The following is a 20,254-nucleotide window of genomic DNA, read 5'->3' on the forward strand; positions in this document are numbered from 1 at the left end:
TTTTATTATAAATGCAATGATGTCACAAATGCTAAGAATTGCAGAAAATTATGTTTTTTATAAATATTTTGGATTTAATTTATATTTTAAGTGGGGGATTACTTAAAAATAGGGAATGGGATTATGGATTTGGTAATATGAAGGGTAATTGCCTCAATTAATATCCCTTCAGGGTGGAAAATATTTATTTTATAAATTTATTGCAGCTAAGATTTCCTCAACATGCGCATCACTGCTACCTCTAAAAGGCCGAGTTGTTACAATAATCATTGTATTATTAAGCTGCTCTATTGTTCTTACTCTGTTATCATACCTATGTAAAATATCTGTTTTTAATCCCGTTCTAAATGGTTCCCACCAATATTCATTTGTTAAAACGATACAGTATTTTGGATTTAATTCTTCAATTTCTTTTCTGACTAATTCGATAGCAAATTCTAGTTGAAGACTTTTAATATAGGAATCTGGATTACCTCTTAAAGGTGCAATTTTATATAAGTTCGACCAAACCATTTTCCTGGCCCATTCAAATGAATCAGGTCCAAATGCATAACATGCAGAAATCAATTTATAAGTAACATTCCAAAAAAATGAGCGGAAAGTTAAATAGTCCATTTTTTCATAAAATTTCTGTGCATCGAGTGTATCAGCATATTTATGATAAGTAGATGCTGACCAATGAACATTTACCCAATCCAAAGGGCAATGGCTTTTCGGCTCATAAAATTCATTTGAAAAGGCAATACTTTCTTTAACACGATCTTTAATATCCTCTGCCTTCTCATTTAATTTAAACGACGCGCCCCAACCATTTAGAGCTTGGCCATAAATAATGAAATCACATTTATCTCCTGGTTTCACTCCGAATGATGGATAGAAATTTACGTATCCTGTTTCGGATTTTTCAGGAGATTTTTGAATGAAGTTGATTATTTGGTTTGTGAATAGTTGGTCGTATTTTGGGGAGAGTTTGTTGTAAATAGGCGCATTCATAAGATGTAATTAAATTAATTTGAAGCTTGCCAAGCGCTTTCAATCATCCAAAAATACTTAAGTTCTTGTTTTTGCTGAATTATTCTTAGTGCATCAATTACCTCGAAGTAATCCTTTTCAGTAAGGTTAGTCCAGGCTGTATCAGCAACATTGAGTTTTGTAAGTTTCTTATTTTTTTTAAACAACGCTGCTAACAAGATCCTATCAACCGGAGGATGTGCAAATTCAGAAAGACTTGAAGTAGGGTTTCCTAAAATGTGATAAGTCTTGATGTAGATGGCAATTATTTTAGCTGCGCGGCCATATTGTTCTCTTTTATCTTCTGGTTTAAGAGTGAGTGATTTGAGAATTTTGTGCGCCATTTCAGAGTGCCATTTATCAAAATCATTAACTGACAAATTTTTATGTTCCAACCTTTGCACTTTGGTATGTAGTTGTGCTGTTTCAATTGCCAAGGCAATTGTATTTGTATTAGTAAAATTGCGTTGCACAGCTCTCGCAGCGGTCCAGACCGCAAAGTTGTGCTTGTGGGTTTCGATGGTGTAGAGGGATTGCATAAAATAATGTAATAGAAATTGTATTATTTACAAATTTAGTTAATACTTAACTAGGAAAGCAAAATCGTAAAAGGAACAGTGTGAGATTACATAAAATTCATTAGATTTGTGTTAAACAACACAACCAACAGTTATAACCTGAAACCATTTTGAAATAATATATGTAAAAGCACTTCAGTAAACCTTTCCTAGCAGGTCCTGATTGTAAATTTGATGGTTTTAAAATTAAACATCTACCTACAATGAAAACAATACACTTATTTTTCTTCGCTTTTATTTTATTCATTTCATGTAAATCTGAAACATCCTATTTAAATGCCTCTAGTGCATTAAGAACACAAACCGAGGAGAAAGTGCTTATTTGTGTAAGCAAAACAGCATATGCCTATCATAAGGAAAGCTGTTCGGGTTTTGAAAAATGCACTCATGAAACCAAAGAAATAACAATATCAGAAGCAAAGAAAATGGACAGAACGCCTTGCAAAATATGTTACAAGTAATATAGCAAATATCCCTATAAATTATTATTGTTTAATAGTGTTCATATTGGAAATCATTTCAATCCAATAGGAAGAAAATTAATTTAAAGAAAATTCAAAATAAACCGGTACATGATCCGAAATTAATCTTGCCTCTTCAAATGTTTTTAGATTTTTATAAAATAAAATTACACCGGATTTTATAAATTTAACTTTGGTAGCCTTATAAAATATATTGTCGTACTCAGAAGCTAAACAATCGTCTTCTATGCATGTAATTTTTAAAGATGTTTTTTGGCCTATTAATACCGGTTTGTATCCTTGCGATTTCAAGGGGTTAAAGACAGTATGCGATTGTGGCAAATTAAAATCTCCACAAAAAATTAGATTCAAATCTGGATACTCTTCCGGTAAAAATTTAAAATATTTCACCTCTGTTTCCGGCTGGCTCGCCTTTGTTATAGCATGAAAATTTACAAGCGTGAATACTTTACCTTCTGCTTTAAAGGTGGTAAAAAATGGTTCCCGGTCAATTTCCAAATGATATTTCTTTTCCAACCAGGAATTGCCAACTCGTGAAACTTTGCTAGTTTTCCAGAAAAAGGCATAGCGTTCAGATTTATAGGCACTACTGGAGGTTGGATCACTGATTGAATAATCCCATTTGCTTCCGGTTTGGTTTAATTTGTAATGTAGTTTTGCAATGGTTTGGGCTCCGCCATCGCCGGAAACAACCTCTTGAATGACTGCAATATCATAACCTTTGATTGTTTTTGAGATAATTTCAAGTTCAGTGTTGCTTTTAGTATCACCTAAATCTTTTAAATTCCAACTTATTATTGAGACTGACGAAAAACCATAAATTGAATTAACAACGAATACAAAACATAAAAAATATATTTTCATAAAAATATTTTATATTTGAAGCCTAAATGTAATAATTTATGAACTCAAATATAAAAAAATATTATTTAATATTTATATTATTTCCATATTTCTTATTAAGCTGCACCAGTGAATCACAAGAAACTACCTCATCAAGGGCTAATGGTGATTTAAATGAAACATTTATTGAAAGTGGAGAAATTGAAACAGATTCAACTAAATATGAAAATGAAGTTATCGCTAAAAAATAATTTGATAAAGGACGGTTGGGAATCCTATCATTTTAAAAACGGATTAATGCCTGATTGTTATAATTTTGTGCCCACGCAAGATAAATCTTTGGATAATTATTTAGAATTGATTGTTGGTGGAGGAACGGATGTAGCAGTTAAACTTTTAAATAAAGAAAGTGACAAATGCATTAGATACGTTTTTGTAAACAGAAATTCTTCATATAAAATTCAAAATATTCCAGAAGGTAAATATTATGTAAAAATTGCATATGGAAAGGATTGGATGTCTAAAGTAGAATATAATCAATGCTTAGGAAAATTTTTAAGGCATCCAGAATATGAAATTGGTGTGGATGTTTTAGATTTTAATTTAAAATATGAAGGGAATTCTTATAGTGTGCCGTATTATATATTAAGTTTAGATGTTGTTGATACTGACTTTCTAAATTCTTTTAATTCGCAAAACATAACAGAGGTAGAGTTTAATAAATAAATTATTGTATTTAAATTGTAATTAGATTAATGCACTACAACTTAATTTCCGGGCTATTGAAAAACTAATATAGCACATCTTAAATTCCGTAATATTCCATTATCAGTTAAATTAAAGACAAATTAATTCCTTTTATTATCCAGAATTGAATTTTTCGTTCATACTGAATTGCCAAAAAAGAAGAAATCAAAACTTTAATCTATTCCATTTTCAAGATTACAGTTTTTATTGTCTTAACTCTATGGATAATAAATATGATTCATGAATGATTCAATAGAGTCTTCATGTTTGTGCGTATGAGTCCTCCTGTATTGTCTATTTCTCTTGAGTCAAGCGGCGTAATCGTATCGTAATATAATCTTCTAAATATTTTTCGCAATTTTTTCAGCTGATATGTTGTCCGACAATTCCCATGTAATGTCGTGATTTGCCCATCATTCCCGAAAGTCATAAATGCATATTTATGTTTTTTTTCCGAAGCTTCTAGATAAAATCCCTGCATCCCTGCAACTGTAATAGTTTTTGAAAAATCCTTTTTTACCTTATTGCTCACTAATCCCTCTATGAAGGTTTTATCGTATTGTACATAGTTCCCATTTTGGGTATACGCAAATATTTTTGTATGATTCGTGCAATAAACACCACCATTCATCTGCGGCTTGAATTTGGCAGGCAAAAGTAGGTAAATATTTGTTCCAGTTATTCTCGTCATCTTTCTACGTTTGTTTGAGTTCAGTTTATTCGGAAATTTGAAAACCCCTGGATCATATTCTAGGAAGTAACCTATTGTAACAAATATTAGTCCCACGATATACCAGAATAAAAAGTAAATAATCCATTGCATTGGATGCCCAAAGCATCGGCCGCTTCAACAAGAATCCAGTAAGTAGCTTTTTCAATTAAAACCATGTCACCATCCTCCATCGAAGATATAGCAACGTCATCTCTCACATTATCCTTATCTATAACACGGTTTAACTGAAAGTGAAAATAGCCAACAAAGCCAGTATGGCCGGTTTCATTTTTGTAAAATTCATTCATTGTCTCGGTTGTCTCTTTCCTATTTTGGTTTAATGTTGAAAGGATTTCATGCCTGACACTTAAATAACCTGTGAAATACCCAAACATATAAACGATCAGGATAACCAATAATGCACTTAGTATCAAAAGAATGCGTTGATGATTTTTTTTCATGATGAGGAAGGATTCGGCAAGTGCCACTCCGACGATAATATATCCCAAACCGTTTATAATCCCATTTATATCATGTATTGCACTCCAGATAAATGTGGATCCTAAAAATAATAACATTTTAATGGCGATAAAAACAACAACAAAGATGATCGCAGCGATAAATTTATCCTTGGTCTCGGAATGGGTGTTTGCTTTTGTTTGACTCATAACTTAAAATTTATTGAATGACAGGTATTTTATGAAAATTTAAATTATTATTTAAAGTGATCCCGCCAAATCAAATGCAGGAATCATTTGTGTCGATAATGATTAATTGAGGAGAGGTGTTGATTTTGGACATTTCACTAATAACTAATTCTTACGGAATAAATGATAATCTGATGAATTGCAATTCCTATTTACGGGTCTTGTACAATATACTTCAATTTGGAAATGCTTTTAAGAAGTTAATTATTACTTTCATCAATAGTAAAATTGGAATTAATTCACTGATGCACACATCAGTGAATTTTGTTCCCTTATAAATGTCTTGAATAACGATTTTGATGTCATCACCCGCCGATAATTTTATAGACGGTTGAATTGAAATTATTTGTTTTTCAGAAAAACGATTTGTTAGTGTTGCCATTTTTATAATTTTTTCCCTTGTGGTAAATATTTAAATTTTTGACAGAGCTATTTTGAATAAATGTTTCCATATTTTTACAATAACCATTAATTATTTGTAAACCACTTAATTCCACACTTTGATAAGTTTGGATTTTATAATACGGAAATTTTAATTCAATATATTGATTTATTCCAAATCCTTTTATCCCTTCACTCCATGCAGTACCGATATTTTTGTCAAATAAATTTTGGACAATATAACTCTTCCCATTTTGCTCCGGCAGTGCAGAGGAGGCGCTATATAAACACAAATCTGGGGTGATAATTTCTGCTTGAGTAGAAACCCCTTTTTTACTTTTTGTCAAAAAATTAAACTGGATGATGTTAGTCAAAAAAAGTATTAAAATTGTTGCAACAGCAACCACAGGTATTGAAATGAATAAGATTCTTTTGAAACGTGATGATACTCGTGGCTTACTAATACTTTTTTTATCTAATATTATAGTTTCAGGGTTTAAAGATATTTTATTTTCAGGTATCTCATCAATTATCTTTGCCAATTGAATATTTGACTGTAATTTAACCTCTTCAATATTAGTGTTAACAAGCTTCAATTTTATACTTTTCCTCGTTAAAATTAACCATACTCCTATTGGAATAATTAGAAATGGGTTAATAAGAGACGCAAAACATAAAAAATACGTATGTCGTCGACTTAAAAATGGTTTATAAAATTCATGAATTGTTAATAATAGCAGGCTAAAAAACGGTACGGTTCCGCATATAAAATATATAAGTAATCCTAATATATCTTCCGTATCTTCATTTGAATCAATGCTCAAAAGACCCTTACATACAATAACCAGATAAAAAGTAGACGCAAGAAGGTTAAGGATAATTGGTGTACGCGCACTTTTAAAAAATGTGATTAATTTGTCTTTAATTTGGGGGGAATCTTTAAAAAATGTCGTAATGTATTGTCGGTCAATATTGGCAACCAGCCATAAGGCGCCAATACAAGAAATATAAAAACCAATTGTTAAGTAATCAACTGGATTAATATCTATGAAACCATCAGAATTTTTAGATCCGGATGATGATAAAATAATTAATAATGCAATTAAAATTAATAATGGTATAAAAAGAATAAGGTTAAATAGAACCGCAGTTAAAATCTTCCTAAAATATTGATCATAAATGATAATTGAACATATTATGGGAATTAGATATAATATGATTATCCAACTACTGTCAAATTCATTTCCATATTTAATGACTTCGAATCCTGAAAAACTTCCAAATATGGGAACTTTAATCCATGGCAAAATAAAACCAATTATGCAAATTAATGCAGCAATTCCAGATTTTGATTTAGAGTTAATAATTTGCTTGATCTGTGTCGAAATAATAGTTTCTGTCGGCTTAGAAGTAGTAATTGGTGAAGGTATTATTTGCTTTCCTTTAAAAAGTGGAGGCGAAGTTGATACAATCAACACACTTAATTCTTGAATTTTATCAGCCGTTGTCCATTCCGATAGCCCTTCAAACCAAATAGGTGTATCGCTTGTAATTTCTTTAGTTTTTAAGCTCCTCAAAGTAAAAGGACCTTCTTGCTCTGTTCCATTGTGTAAATAATATTTTTTCATTTGTGTGTGTTTAGTTCATTGAAAATAATTATGGAATTCAGCTTCTTATATGTTTTAGTTGCATTATTTTATACCTTATTTTTATATTGTAATTTCGCATTTAATTTATCTTTTGTTCATTTGATTTGACATTGTTATTTAAGTTGTTCTTTAAAACTTGAATAGTTGCCATTTTGTGATTTGCTCACACCAAAATGTAAAATAAACTCAATAACAATAATTCTCATTCAAAACTTCAAAACAAATTGAAACCATAATATTGTTTCAAAATTTCAAACTTAGAGACTTTTTTTGTTAAATATACCTCAATCAATGATTAGCATTGTTAAAACTGTAAAAGCAAAAATTACTACTAACAAAAGACGTTTTGAAAATATTGGATGATTGTTTATATTTTTTTGCTTATATTATTTATATGCTTTTCATGTTTAATTGTTTGCTATTGTAACTATGGCAACTCTGCCTCCATTTTCTTTTGAAAATAAAAGTTTCTTACCGTTTGTAATTTCTACCATTGAGCCAATTGGAATTTGTTTGTCTTCGGTAACATCCTTTAATGATGATAGTTTTTGATTTACAAATACCCATTTATTATTATGAAATGCAAAATAGCCATCACTAATTTTTTCCTTGTCAGTTAATTTTTCATTTCTAACTATATTTCTGTTTGAATGCCATTGATGTAAAGTAGCATTGTTATAAACTACAATTCTTTGATTTTCTGGTTTCCAAACATTTGGTTTAAATTGATAAAAGAAATCTAAAACTGGAATTGTATTATTGTATTTTGTATTGCAAAATGGGCATTTTGTATTATTGGTATTGTTGAAAACAAACCATTTTTGCTCACATTTGTTTGTTACTACATTCTAATTTTAAATCATTCGTTTTTATCAATGCTTGCTCCCAAGCATCAGCTGTTGGTCTGTCGTTTGGATTGTGTAAACCTTTAATAAATGCTTGGTCAAAAAGTTCTTTTAAATAAGGACCTGTTATTGTGTAAGGTGTTTTTGATAAATCTGTCCAAGGTTTAAATTTCTCTAAATTGTCACCATATTCTCTTTTGAAATTTCTGTTTTTGCTATCTGTTGGATGCTCAACAAAAAGTGCTTTGGAACCCATTAAGAAATTTTCTTCTTCAATTTCTTCAATTTGTCCAAAATAATTTCCACCTCTCAAAGGGTGTCTGTATAAAAGATACATATAAATTAACACTGCCAGGGCGTGCAAATCAGTTAGTCTCTTGGCAAGTTTTCTTGTTTGGTCCGTTTTATTTAAATGTTTGGTTGATAATACTTCCGGCGCAATAAAATCGGATGTACCTATTACTTCAGGTGGATATTTACCAGGTACTACTAATCCGTCAATGTCTATAATGTTAGCAGCTGAACCACTTGTTGGGTCAATTAACACATTATTATATGAAAGATCTGAATGTGCTAAACCGGCACTATGCAATCGTTTTACACCTCTGGCAATATTTACACAAACTTGAAAATAACTTAACCAATTTCCCAACTCTGAATTATCTAATTTTGTTTTTGAATTTGTTGCTCTAAATTTTGCACTCGCAAACCACTTTCCATTTTTTTCCTTTCCTTTTAAAATGTCGTTACTAGCATATCCTTGTTTAAAGAAAAAACGTTTGTCATATGCAGGTACAATAATCCCAGTTAGACCATCTTTTTCAACAACATCATAAGGCCAAGAATAAACCTTTTTCCAATAATGACCATTCTCTACATTGAAAATACTATCTTTTTTAATAGTTGCAATTGAAACAACTCTTTCCTTTTGATTGAAGTCTAATTTTGTTCGAAAAAAAGCAACTACATAGGATTTATCAGGACTGAAATAAACATCTTTCATTCCTCCACGCATAGGCTCTCCATTATCTACATATTGGTAGGTTTTGGTATTGTCTAAAATAGATTTTAGTGTAATAGTTTGCATATAATATCGTTTAAAAAACTATTGCTAAAGTTCTATCATCGTGGTTTCCTGCACTCCAAAAGTCCATCCATTTTGATAATTGATTTGCAATTTCGCTGTTATCTTTATTAAGTTCTACTTTAATATTTTCATCATTTTTTCCATCTAAATCTTCTAAAAACTCAATCCATTTTTCGTGTTTTTCAAGATTGGCTTCTACTACAAATTTTGCGTCATAAATTCCGTCTGTCATTAAAAATAGATAAGAGAAATCCTCAATTATTTTCAAGTTATAACGAGTGCTTACTGGTCTTTCTTCACTTACAAAAATATCAGGTTGTGTAATAAATCTTGTCCCTCCACCATATTCGCCAACATCTAACCAATTTAATAAAGTAGTTTCTGTTTTGTCAATATTCATTACGGCAATAGGGCAGTCGCCAACTCCAAAACTTTGAATTAAATAACCAAATTCATATTTTTTTAAACAAAGTAAAAATTAATGTAGAATGTAAATATTCTACATTGGTTTTTGCTTTTGGATTATTAAAAAGCTCTGGGTTTGTTATAAAAGTTTGCTCGGCAAACTCTTTTAATTTATTATGAACATAAACACTCGCTTTGTATAAATTCTGTTTTGACAAAATTTGTATTTCCTTTAATTTTTCTTCTGTTTTGTTTGGCTGTATTCAGAAATTTTATTTTCAAATTCTTTCATTTTCTCAATGTCTGCAACTTGTTCAAAATATTCTACAACAGCACCACAAGCTATTTTTGAGCCAACTCTTGCAAGGAAGGCACTACCTGCACCATCACTAAGAGCAACTAATGACCATTGAGTTTTTTCAAAGTATTTAAAAGCAAAATCATCATCTCTTGAAGTACCTACATTAGCATGACTTCTTCCTCGTTTAGAAGAAACTACAATATTTTTTTCTCCAATTTTATCAAAAACATTAATGTCATCAGGTTTTGAAAAAAGTAATTGTTGATTACTTGGTAATAATTTCCACAAGCTTTTTGGGTCAGGATTAATTACCAATGAAATTAATTTTTCATTTAATGGTGCTGTTTCGTCTTCGCCTTTGATTTTGTACAAAAGTTTAAATTTCACATCACCACTTTTAGATGGTATACCTTCAATAGTATCTGTTACTTTATTGAAACTTAAACCTAAATCTTCTAATCCTTCAAATTTTTCATCAATTAAATCAGTTAAATTGAGTGCTACAAAATCTATTTTTGCTGAATAAGGTATTAATTCTTTTGCGTTTGGTATTACAATATGTTGCGTTTGAATGTCAGCAATTCTATTTTTTATATTCCAATTTATCATAATTTTTTCTTGATTTTCAAAGATACTTTTAACTAATTCAGCATTAGTTGGATTATTTGCAAATTCATCCAATAATAAATTTCTGTTTGTATTGATTTCAATACTTTTTCCTTTCAGTAAATTTTGTATGTATGCTTTTACTTCCATAGTTTTATCCTTGTGTTCGGTTTACATCAAATCCACCTTCTCCTGTACCATAAGAACCTTGATTGCCACACCAAGGGCAAATACTTGTTTCTTCGTTTCCTATACAATGCAATTTTCCACAAGCACAAGCAGCAAATGCAAATTGATTGCCACAACAAGGGCAAGTAGGTGCACCTAACAACTCTTCCGTATTAATTTTTTGATTTGTTACATTTTCATCTGATAATTCAAAATACATATTATCTACTTGAAACGCTCCCACTAATCTATATTCGGATGCTATATCTCCTGTATTGTCTAATGAAATATAACGTTTATATTTCATTAAATATGGTCGTTTTGTGTTTTGGCATTTTGCAGATAATACAACAAAATTATTATCCACAAAATCGGTTTTTCGATTTTTAGATAAGTCAATTTTTGAAAGTGTATTTTCATCTAAATTTGCTAATTCAAAACCTGTTTTATTGTTTTCTACACTTTCACTACTTGTTTTAATGGAATCAGTAACCCACTTGAAAAATTGTTTGTAAGCGTTTGTATCTGTGTTTTTAAAGTGCAAAACATTTTCTGTTAGTTCACTTAATTGCTGTGTGTCTGTTTCGCTTCCAAAAGAAATAGCAACTAAATTGGCTGTTCTTGCCCAATTTTGTTTCCATTCTGATATTGCATTTTTTGTATTGTCGGTTGGCACACCATCTGTAAATAAAAATACTATTGGTTTCCAATCGCCTTTTACTTCTTGGGTTGTCTTTACCGTGTTTTTTCTTAATTCAAACATCAAATGTCCTAAACCTTTACTCAAAGAAGTAGCACTACCAATTGGAAATTTTGGGGGATAAAAACTTATCAATTCTTGCAATGGCACAAGTGTTTTTGCTTGACCTGCAAAAACTATAATTGAAACCCAAACTGTTTCTATTGCTGTTGGGTCTGTTTTTAAGGTTTTTATAATTGTTGCCAAACCTTCTTCTACTTGCTGGATTGGGTCGCCAACCATAGATTCAGAAACATCAATTAAAAAATATATTGGTAATCTTCTCATAAATTCCCTTTAATAATATTTAAATAAAGTTGTAAGTTTTCAATATCGTAACAACATAAAACAACCTTTTTTGGATATTCATTTTCCTTTAAAATTACTAATAACCTCAAATGAATATTTTGAAGCTAAATCTTTTGGAAAGCCATAGGCTCCTGTTGAAATGTTTGGAAATACCAGTGTTTCATACTTTTCTTGGTTTGCAATTTTTAAAGAATTTAAATAGCAATTTTTTAAATCTTGTATTTCTTCTTCGCTTTTAAATAAAAATCTTGGACCAACTGTGTGAATTATAAACTTAGAAGGCAAATTAAAAGCTGGACTTAATTTAGACTCTCCAACTTTACAGCCCCCAAGTGTTTTACAAAACTCTTTTAATTCTGAACCTGCTGCTTTATGAATTGCACCATCAACACCACCACCTCCCAATAGGGAATTACGAGCTGCATTAACAATGCAATCCGCTTTATATTCTGTAATATCTCCAAAGTGTAATTCTAATCTCAATTATCTAATGTTTAGCAGTATTAATAGTAAAATCAATAAAATTATTTGCGTAAAATCAACTGACAAGCCTTGTCCAACTTGAATAGGTTTTATAAATTTTTTAAGAAAATTAATACAGGTGTAAAAATGCTATTGAAAAAATTAAAAATGCCTTTGTATTGATTATTCAGTTTGTCTTTATAGGGCAGTAGTTTAGAGTATAGAAATAATCCTATAATAAACACATTTATTATTATTGGTAAAATCATTCTTATAATACTTGTACTACTTCTTGAGGTGGTGGTGGCAAAGTCACAGAATCAGTGGTTCCCATACTTTTATGTCCTTGTTCAATTGTATCAGAAACCCATTTAAAAAACTGTTTTAATGTTGAAGTGTCAGCTGTTGCTAAATGCACTACATTATCAGTAAGTTCTTTTAACTTTGAATCATCCGCCAACCTACCAACTGCGCAACCTACGATAACTCCAAAATTCAACGCCTTTATTTTGGGTATCATTTCGTTGTATAACATAGTATCAGAAGGCTTGCCGTCTGTAATTAAAAAAAGCAAAGGTTTCCAATCACCTTTTTGTTTTGCGTTTCCTTTTCGAATGTCTGTACCTGCTTTTGCATGCAATAATTCCAACGCTTTACCTGTGAAAGTTGCACCAATAGGATCCGTTATTTCAGGCAACTGAAATGACGGCAATTCTGTTAATGGCACTAATTCAGTAACACTTGAGTTAAATGTAATTATGCTAATCCAAAGTGTTTCTGATGCTTGAGGATCGGAACGCAAAGAATGTATCATTCCGCTTAAAGCATTATTTAATGCCTGAATTGGTTCGCCATTCATTGAACCCGAGGTGTCCAATAAAAAGTAAACAGGTAGCCTTCGCATTATACAACTATATTTAGTTCAGATGGAGGTGGTGGTAATTCATTCAATCCTATAACTTCTTTTCCACTATCTTCTACTTTTGTTGATGAAACTCCAATTGATGCAGTTACCCAAGCAAAGAATTTAGCTATACTTTGGCTGTCTGCAGTTGCCAATTCCACTACATTATCTGTAATTTGTTTTAATACACTCGAATCAGCACCACTTCCTGCTGCACAAGCAACAACAATTCCTGTTTTTCTTTTTTTGAATTCAACAAGACCATTCTGCCAACTATCAGTCGGAACACCATCTGTCATTATAAAAACCAAAGGTTTCCAATCGCCTTTTGTTTCAGGTGTTGTTTTTGTAACTTCATTGTCAATGCAATTGCTTAACAACTTCAAACCTTCACCTAACGCAGTAGTTCCTGTTGCTTGAATATCTTTCATTTGGAATGAACCCAAATCTGTTAAAGGGATTATTTGATTTGCAACACTATCAAAAGTAATTACAGAAATATAAGCTGTTTCTTGAGCTTGTGGGTTTCCTCGCAAAGAACTAATCATAATTTGCACACCATTCTTAACTGCTTCAATTGGTTCGCCCCCCATTGAGCCTGATGTGTCTAACAATAAATATACTGGTAATCTTCGCATCTTATTTATAATTTTTAGATAGTGTATTTTTTAAGAATATCTACAAAATTGTCTGTGTCGTGTGGTTCTCCAATGGCTCTAAATTTCCAATCGCCATTGTGTCTATAAACTTCAGAAAATATCATTGAACACTTTCCACTTAGAGTAGCATCGCCTGACAAACTATATTTTGTAATTTCTTTACCTTTTGCATCTACTGCTCTGATAAAAGCATTGTCAACCATACTGAAATGCTGGTTGTTTTTCCTGCCTTGATAAATAGTAACCAAAAAAAGTATTTTTTGATATTTTTGGTCTAATGAATCCAACTTCACAATAATTTGTTCATCGTCTCCATCGCCTGCACCTGTTCGGTTGTCGCCTGTTAGCCAAATATGACCTGATGGGTGTTTTAGAGAATTAAAGAAAATTACATCGCCTTCAAAAAGTCCAATGCTTTGTCCGTTAGTTGCTTGTTTGGTTCGTCCAAGGTTTGCTACTTTTCCATTTGAATCTAACAAAAATGCAATTGCATCTAGGTCGTATTCCTCCTCTTTATTTCCACCAAATAGTTTTCCGAATAAACCACTTTCTTTTTGGCGAACATCCCAACCTAGACCAATTGTTACTCGTGAAAGATCGTAAACATTTTCGCCTTTTGAATTTTTGCGTAAGTCAATAGTTTGACCTTTTGATAAGTTTATTACTTCTTGCATATTTTGAATTTATTTGTTAATTGTACCTGAAAAATACTTACTTAAAAAGAAAGCCAAATCTTCTTTGTATCCAACGCCTGAGGCATCAAATTTCCATTCATTATTTCTTTTGTATAATCTTCCAAATTCTATTCCTGTTTCAATGGAGAAATCTTCGCCTAACTCATATTTCATGACTTCTTTTCCTGTATTATTGTCAATAAGTCGAATATAAGAATCTCTAACTTGTCCAAAGTTTTGTTTTTTGTCTGCCGCTCTATCTATGGTTACAATAAATAAAATTTCTTGAATACTTGGGGTAATTTTTGTTAAGTCAATAATAATCGATTCGTCATCGTCTCCATCACTTGAAGTGCCATCTGGGTCGTCTCCAGTATGAGTTACTGAATTTTCAGGCGAAGTTAAATTACCATAAAAAACAAAGTAGTCCTTGTTTGGCATTTTTCTTTTTTCGTCAATCATAATTGCTGAAACATCTAAATCAAATGTTCCACCTGTTCCTTCATTGGGTTCCCAACCTAAACCAACGGTTATGTTTGTAAAACCAATTGCGACTTTGTCGCCTTTTCTTAAATTAATTACTTCTGCCATATTGTTTATTTTAATATTTAGCTGTCAAATTTAATCTATATATTTTATTTTTTGTAGTCCACTGGTCAAAGTTTACTAAAGGTGGATAATTTGTGGGCTTTGGTGCGACGGGGTAAAATTAAATGCGGTGCAAAAGATTTGGCTTTAAACTTTGGCATGCGCATTTTATAATTCAAAGGAAGCGTTGGCTTTGTTCTCCAATTTTGTCGGTCTTTAGGTAGTGTTCAATGCTTGTTAGGTGTTTTCTAGGGTTGCTGATAACTTCGGATTGTAAAAAAAACTACTCCACAATTACCGCCTCTCCCCAAAATTATCAAATAATTTAAAAAGTAAGTAATCCTTTTCTATAAACTACCACAATGGATTTCATCACTCCTCAAAATCCCACCCCTCTATAACGCTTACCAGCCGGAAGACAAAAATACAAGCAACACTCCTGTTCGAATTGTGGAAGCGTTTGTGATCAATTAAGAACTGGATCAATTTGAAATTTATTGTTCAGTTTCCTTAATTGGGAATACTATAGAGGCTACAATTGAAAGGATCAAAACACCTCCAACAACTGCTAGTGAAAGGGGTGATGTGATATGGAAAAATGGTGCTATAACCATTTTCAAACCAATAAAAGCCAAGATTATTGCAAGGCCATACTTTAAACGACTGAACATGTGAATGAAGTTTGCAAGTAGAAAGTACAATGACCGTAAGCCCAAAATTGCAAATATGTTGGATGTGTAAAGTATAAACGGGTCGTCCGGAGCAATAGCAAAAATTGCTGGAATAGAATCCACTGCAAACAATAAATCCGTAAATTCAATAACACCCACAACAACCAATAAAGGTGTTGCTACTTTAATACCATTTTCAATTGTGAAGAACTTATCCTTATCAAATTCTTTACTAACCTTAAACAATTTATAAATAAATTTTGCTCCGGGACTTTTACTGAAATCTTTTTCATCGTCATCATCGACTCCAGCAAACCATGACTTTATACCCGCATAAATTAAAAATGCTCCAAAAAGTGTTAGCACTACATTTATAGAAACAACTTTTCCAAAATTTTCATTTCAGGTAAATAAGTTACATTGATTAAACCAACGCCAGAGAATATGAAAATAGCTCTCATAACTAATGCCCCAATTATCCCCCAAAACAAAACCTTGTGTTGATATTCTCTAGGAACATTAAAAAATCCAAAAACAAGAATAAAAACGAAAAGATTGTCCACCGACAATGCCTTTTCAATCCAATAAGCAGTTTGATATTGGGCAAATTTTTCCAAACCAGCGGTTTCATTCGTTATTATATAAATGAATATGCTAAAAATCATTGAAATACCAATCCAAACCAGGGACCAGATAGCTGCTTCCTTATTAGAAATAATATGACTTTTTTTATTAAAAACACCTAAGTCCAGTAAAAGCATTATAATAACAACTACAGAAAATGCTGCAATTATTCCAGGGTGATTGATTAAATTGTCCATTCTAAGTTAGCTTCTTTTTTGTGATTTTTAGATTAATTATTTTGGGTTAAATGATTCCTATTATTTTACCTTTTGTTATTTTAAAAGTAAAATATGTTATTTCACTAGCTATTTCAATCTGTTAGAAGCTAAATGAGCTTCGATAATCAGTTTTGCAATTATTTGGTTTCAATTGATAATTGGAATTTAAAAACGAATTTGATTATCACATTTATAAAATTAAAATTTTTGAATAAGTTTCTTTAATATTGATATTACAAAAATAATAACAAACGCGATTATAATTGGTGTAAAAACTGAAATCCAGTTGATATTATTAAATAGGACTTTTATTACAAAAAGAACAACACAAAAAAATATCGACAAATAAATTAGTATATTACTAAATGTTGATTTATTTTTCTTTCTTTTTGCCACCCTAATTAATGAGAATTTTTGCAAAATTATTTCACAGTCACTTCAACCCGGCGATTCATTTGCCTCCCTTCTTCGGTATCGTTATTAGCGATTGGATCATCTATTCCTTACCCATCGATATAATCTTGTCGGCACTAATACCTTGTAAAATTAAATAGTTTTTAAAATTATCAGCCCTAGCTTGTGAAATTATTTTATTTGCTGCTAAATCCCCTTCACTACTTGCAAATCCAAATATAGTTATGGAACCATTAATATTGTTTTCAAGATAGCTTTTAATTTGTTCAACTATTTCGGAATCAATGTTCTCCGGACCAGTCCCTGCCTTTTTAAAAGTAGCTGTTACCTTATTATTTATAACCGGTTTCTTATTGCTTAAAGTAGTTTTATTTTTTTCCTCTGCTGTTTTATTTTCCGCTATAGGTTTAGTTGAAGTTTCATTTCCAGATCGCACTTCATTGGTTGCGTTTACTGTACCAATTTCTTCCGGAGATTCTTCAGCAATTAAATCAGATGTTTTTTCAGAACCCAATTCTCCATCATTTGCTTTTTTTTCTTCAATATTAGTATTTTGCTTAGTTTCAACAATGCTATCATTTTGAATTGTGTCGCTATTGTCTTCATTTGATCTAGAATTAACATACCACGCTCCAAAAGCAAGAATAATTAATGCGACAATACCCCTTAGCCATGATTTTGATCCCGTATTTCTTTTTCTATTTGGTGTTCCTCCTGATTCCTCTTTGGATAAGTCGAATTTGGAATTTGATTTTTTCTTCAAATCTAACTTTAATCCAGATCCATCATTTTTATTTAAGTTAAATGCCATAATATTAATTTTAAAAGCATAAATTAAGTATACATATCTACCAATGTTTGCAAACTGCCATTGTGTGACCTTCCCATCGCTTCAAACTCCCAAGAATTATCAACACGATATAATCTTCCGAATTCAATTGCATCCTCATTCGAGGATTCTTTTGCTAGGTCATATCTGAGTATTTCATCACCAGTAGCTTCATTTAAAATTCTTATATAACAATCGTCCACCATTCCAAAATTTTGGTTTAAAGTTCTTCGATCCTTTTTATTGTCATTAGGAAATTTACAAATAGTTGCACAAATTATTATTTGTTCAATTTTACTATTCACTTTTGAGAGGTCAATAATCATATCCTCATCGTCATCTCCATCGCTTCTTTTTCCATCAGGATCATCAATTGCGCCAAGTATCGATTTATCTTCAGTGATTGGCCTAAATAATCCCCGCTCTTTGGAATCCTCAATACAGTTTCCCATTCTGACTTGACCATAAAACACAAAATAGCTATCCGATGGAATTTTGAAACTACTATTAAGTGCAAAAGCAGAAACATCTAAATCAAAATCTGGCCCATTGGATTCTTCATTTGGATCCCACCCCATCCCAATACGTACTATTGTTAAACCAGGAACTCCTTTTGATAAAGGGAACCTCTCTCCTTTATTTAAATTAAAACTTCCCATATTACTATTTTTTAGTTATTGATATAAATCGATTAAAGTACTTAAACCACCTGAAAATGCTTGACCCATAGCTTCCACACTCCAATTACCCCCATTACGCGAAATTGATGCTATTATTAATGAATCTTGTCCATCAAAATTTGCATTTAATTTATAATTACACAAAATAGAGTTATCAGCCTCATTTCGGATATTTATAAAGGAGTTTTCTACATTTCCAAAATGATGGCCTCTTACTTCGGATTCATGTATTGTTATAACAAAATATAAAAATTCAACTCTAGAATCAATTTTACTTAGATCAATTCTTATTGATTCATCATCGCCTTCGCCATCTCCATCCCTATTATCACCAGTATGTATAACGGAACCATCACTGGTTGATAAATTATTATAAAAAATAAAATGTTCATCGCTGACTAATTTGCCATTTGCGCCAAGCAAAAAAACACTTACATCACAATCAACCGGGGTTCCATTTATAGTTGCCTCATCCCACCCGAGACCCGCTATTATTTTTTGAATGCCTGGTTTTATTTTGTTAATATCTATTGGTTTTTTTTTTTTCTAATACAATTGCCATATTTATAAAATTTAGTTTAAAAAATAATCGTTATTTTTTTTTTTCGGTAACTCAGGAGTTTTAATATATCTTTCCACTTTTAATACAACTTTATCTTTAATTCCTACAACTTTTACAGTCATTCCAATTTCTAAATTCGATTTTTCGGCAAAACCCTGATAAATTTTGTTCTCAATAATAATTTTACCAGTTGGATTCATTGGTGTATTTGTAATCCCAACTTTACCTATTAATTTATAATGGTCTTCTTGAGGCGGAGGTGGCACTTTTGGTTTAAGAGGTTGTGAGGAAGGTCCTGAAACTATGTTGTGATCGACAACAAAAGTGTTCTCCGAATTTTGTTGCTTCAATGAAAGACTATCATTAGCTGTATAATCTGATTTTACAATTTTTTCAAAAATAAGCTTCATTGTATCATTAATTACAGAAATTTCAATACGCTTAACATTATTATATTTTTTTAAAAGTCTGCTAAGAAAAAACGCTGTGTTTATTTCCTCACTAGCCAACAGTATCGTAAGATTATTAATAATAATATTATTTATCTTTGACATTTCATCGATTGCAGAAAAGATTATTGTGTCATTAATGTAATATATCAACCTATCATTTAAACTTCTTTCATTTACGCGAAACCAGAAATTTGCACCACTAGAAAGCTCAACCTCGCCCTTAATAATTGGAGAAATTTGTTCAAGAAGGCCAGCGCAAAATGGTAATATATAGCTTAATTCAATATCCTTATCCATAATTAAAAACGAATTCTGTGCAGAGATATACTCCAGAATCAATTCGCCAAGTATTTTAACTCGAGGGTCAGCTCCTTGACCAATAAGTTTTGCAGAACTTAATAATTCGGAATTAAGATCTTTATAAAGTTCCAAGTATAAATTATTATCTATGCCATTTAAAAGCAACAGAGATTTTGCCTCATTTATAAATCCATTAATTGAAAGCACCTCAAACAATGATTTATTGAAATCCACCCTATCTATATTGAAATAGCCAGCTTCTAAAAATAAATTTTCTATAAGAGCCTTCTCTCTTTCCTCTAAATCAGATTCAAACATAAACCTAAGCGGAAAATTTTGTCTATAAGATTCTATAGAATCCCCCTTATACAAAACTGCATTGATAAAATGTGAAAGATATTGTTCCACACCTGAATAAAACAGCTGTTTTACTGGTTTTTTTATGCCATAAATAGTAAAATGTTTACTTGGATCTTTAACAATTTCAAAATAATTACCATAAGCATTTGGATCATTTAAATAAAATCTATCCCTGGCGGCATTTCCAAAAGTAAAATCGTTTCCATTTACATAAAAATATAAAGGAACAATATTGGAATCTTTAATTATCAAAGGTGCAAATGGACTCCTTTCTGACTGATACCAGA

The 20,254-nt window shown here is 31.2% G+C and carries 20 protein-coding genes and 3 pseudogenes; 3 read left to right on the top strand and 20 right to left on the bottom strand.

Translation table 11 applies throughout. The features are described from left to right. Positions 1-189 precede the first annotated feature (189 nt). The gene (locus tag IPI31_02930) at positions 190-993 is read right to left on the bottom strand and encodes a hypothetical protein (protein ID MBK7566758.1); all 804 of its coding nucleotides are present in this window, start codon (positions 991-993) and stop codon (positions 190-192) included. A 14-nt stretch (positions 994-1,007) separates the two neighbouring features. Then, positions 1,008-1,550, bottom strand: coding sequence for a hypothetical protein (locus IPI31_02935; GenBank protein MBK7566759.1), 543 nt, complete (start codon positions 1,548-1,550; stop codon positions 1,008-1,010). 242 nt (positions 1,551-1,792) lie between these two features. On the opposite strand from IPI31_02935, the gene IPI31_02940 reads away from it, so the two are divergent. After that, positions 1,793-2,050: a hypothetical protein gene (locus IPI31_02940; protein ID MBK7566760.1), complete on the top strand. Its 258-nt coding sequence runs from the start codon at positions 1,793-1,795 to the stop codon at positions 2,048-2,050. 78 nt (positions 2,051-2,128) lie between these two features. On the opposite strand, the gene IPI31_02945 is transcribed toward IPI31_02940, so the two are convergent. Further along, positions 2,129-2,935: an endonuclease/exonuclease/phosphatase family protein gene (locus tag IPI31_02945; protein ID MBK7566761.1), complete on the bottom strand. Its 807-nt coding sequence runs from the start codon at positions 2,933-2,935 to the stop codon at positions 2,129-2,131. Positions 2,936-2,973: 38 nt separating this feature from the next. On the opposite strand from IPI31_02945, the gene IPI31_02950 reads away from it, so the two are divergent. After that, positions 2,974-3,165, top strand: coding sequence for a hypothetical protein (locus tag IPI31_02950; GenBank protein ID MBK7566762.1), 192 nt, complete (start codon positions 2,974-2,976; stop codon positions 3,163-3,165). Then, positions 3,143-3,640: a hypothetical protein gene (locus tag IPI31_02955; GenBank protein MBK7566763.1), complete on the top strand. Its 498-nt coding sequence runs from the start codon at positions 3,143-3,145 to the stop codon at positions 3,638-3,640. The genes IPI31_02950 and IPI31_02955 overlap by 23 nt, the downstream gene beginning before the upstream one ends. A gap of 259 nt (positions 3,641-3,899) precedes the next feature. On the opposite strand, the gene IPI31_02960 is transcribed toward IPI31_02955, so the two are convergent. From IPI31_02960 to IPI31_03040, 17 genes and pseudogenes are all read right to left on the bottom strand, one after another. Further along, the gene (locus IPI31_02960; GenBank protein ID MBK7566764.1) at positions 3,900-4,352 is read right to left on the bottom strand and encodes a hypothetical protein; all 453 of its coding nucleotides are present in this window, start codon (positions 4,350-4,352) and stop codon (positions 3,900-3,902) included. An 86-nt stretch (positions 4,353-4,438) separates the two neighbouring features. Next, positions 4,439-5,041 (bottom strand): hypothetical protein, encoded by a 603-nt coding sequence (locus IPI31_02965; protein ID MBK7566765.1) that lies wholly within the window; start codon positions 5,039-5,041, stop codon positions 4,439-4,441. 214 nt (positions 5,042-5,255) lie between these two features. After that, positions 5,256-5,462, bottom strand: a complete 207-nt coding sequence (locus IPI31_02970; GenBank protein ID MBK7566766.1) for a hypothetical protein — start codon at positions 5,460-5,462, stop codon at positions 5,256-5,258. Further along, positions 5,434-7,089, bottom strand: coding sequence for a DUF4339 domain-containing protein (locus tag IPI31_02975; GenBank protein ID MBK7566767.1), 1,656 nt, complete (start codon positions 7,087-7,089; stop codon positions 5,434-5,436). The genes IPI31_02970 and IPI31_02975 overlap by 29 nt, the downstream gene beginning before the upstream one ends. A gap of 428 nt (positions 7,090-7,517) precedes the next feature. Then, positions 7,518-9,042 (bottom strand): annotated as a pseudogene (locus tag IPI31_02980) (kinase). A 10-nt stretch (positions 9,043-9,052) separates the two neighbouring features. Continuing rightward, positions 9,053-10,504: pseudogene (locus tag IPI31_02985) on the bottom strand (protein phosphatase 2C domain-containing protein). A 4-nt stretch (positions 10,505-10,508) separates the two neighbouring features. Next, a complete protein-coding gene (locus IPI31_02990) occupies positions 10,509-11,549 on the bottom strand; it encodes a VWA domain-containing protein (GenBank protein ID MBK7566768.1) in 1,041 nt (346 codons plus the stop codon). Between the two features lie 78 nt (positions 11,550-11,627). After that, on the bottom strand, positions 11,628-12,053 hold the full coding sequence (locus IPI31_02995; GenBank protein ID MBK7566769.1) for a macro domain-containing protein: 426 nt from the start codon (positions 12,051-12,053) through the stop codon (positions 11,628-11,630). Positions 12,054-12,303: 250 nt separating this feature from the next. After that, a complete protein-coding gene (locus IPI31_03000; GenBank protein MBK7566770.1) occupies positions 12,304-12,936 on the bottom strand; it encodes a VWA domain-containing protein in 633 nt (210 codons plus the stop codon). Continuing rightward, positions 12,936-13,574, bottom strand: a complete 639-nt coding sequence (locus IPI31_03005) for a VWA domain-containing protein (protein MBK7566771.1) — start codon at positions 13,572-13,574, stop codon at positions 12,936-12,938. Before IPI31_03005 ends, IPI31_03000 begins: the two co-directional genes overlap by 1 nt. A gap of 14 nt (positions 13,575-13,588) precedes the next feature. Continuing rightward, positions 13,589-14,269 carry a TerD family protein gene (locus IPI31_03010; protein ID MBK7566772.1) on the bottom strand — a complete coding sequence of 227 codons (681 nt, stop codon included), beginning with the start codon at positions 14,267-14,269 and terminating at the stop codon, positions 13,589-13,591. A gap of 9 nt (positions 14,270-14,278) precedes the next feature. Continuing rightward, positions 14,279-14,860, bottom strand: coding sequence for a TerD family protein (locus IPI31_03015; GenBank protein MBK7566773.1), 582 nt, complete (start codon positions 14,858-14,860; stop codon positions 14,279-14,281). Between the two features lie 491 nt (positions 14,861-15,351). Further along, positions 15,352-16,349, bottom strand: a pseudogene (locus IPI31_03020) (TerC/Alx family metal homeostasis membrane protein). A gap of 517 nt (positions 16,350-16,866) precedes the next feature. Beyond that, on the bottom strand, positions 16,867-17,595 hold the full coding sequence (locus IPI31_03025) for an OmpA family protein (GenBank protein ID MBK7566774.1): 729 nt from the start codon (positions 17,593-17,595) through the stop codon (positions 16,867-16,869). A gap of 23 nt (positions 17,596-17,618) precedes the next feature. Next, positions 17,619-18,272 (bottom strand): TerD family protein, encoded by a 654-nt coding sequence (locus IPI31_03030; GenBank protein ID MBK7566775.1) that lies wholly within the window; start codon positions 18,270-18,272, stop codon positions 17,619-17,621. Between the two features lie 15 nt (positions 18,273-18,287). Then, positions 18,288-18,824 carry a TerD family protein gene (locus tag IPI31_03035; protein MBK7566776.1) on the bottom strand — a complete coding sequence of 179 codons (537 nt, stop codon included), beginning with the start codon at positions 18,822-18,824 and terminating at the stop codon, positions 18,288-18,290. A gap of 42 nt (positions 18,825-18,866) precedes the next feature. After that, positions 18,867-20,219 carry an NfeD family protein gene (locus IPI31_03040; protein ID MBK7566777.1) on the bottom strand — a complete coding sequence of 451 codons (1,353 nt, stop codon included), beginning with the start codon at positions 20,217-20,219 and terminating at the stop codon, positions 18,867-18,869. Positions 20,220-20,254: the final 35 nt, after the last annotated feature.

Source organism: Bacteroidota bacterium (assembly GCA_016706865.1).
GTDB lineage: Bacteria > Bacteroidota > Bacteroidia > Chitinophagales > BACL12 > UBA7236.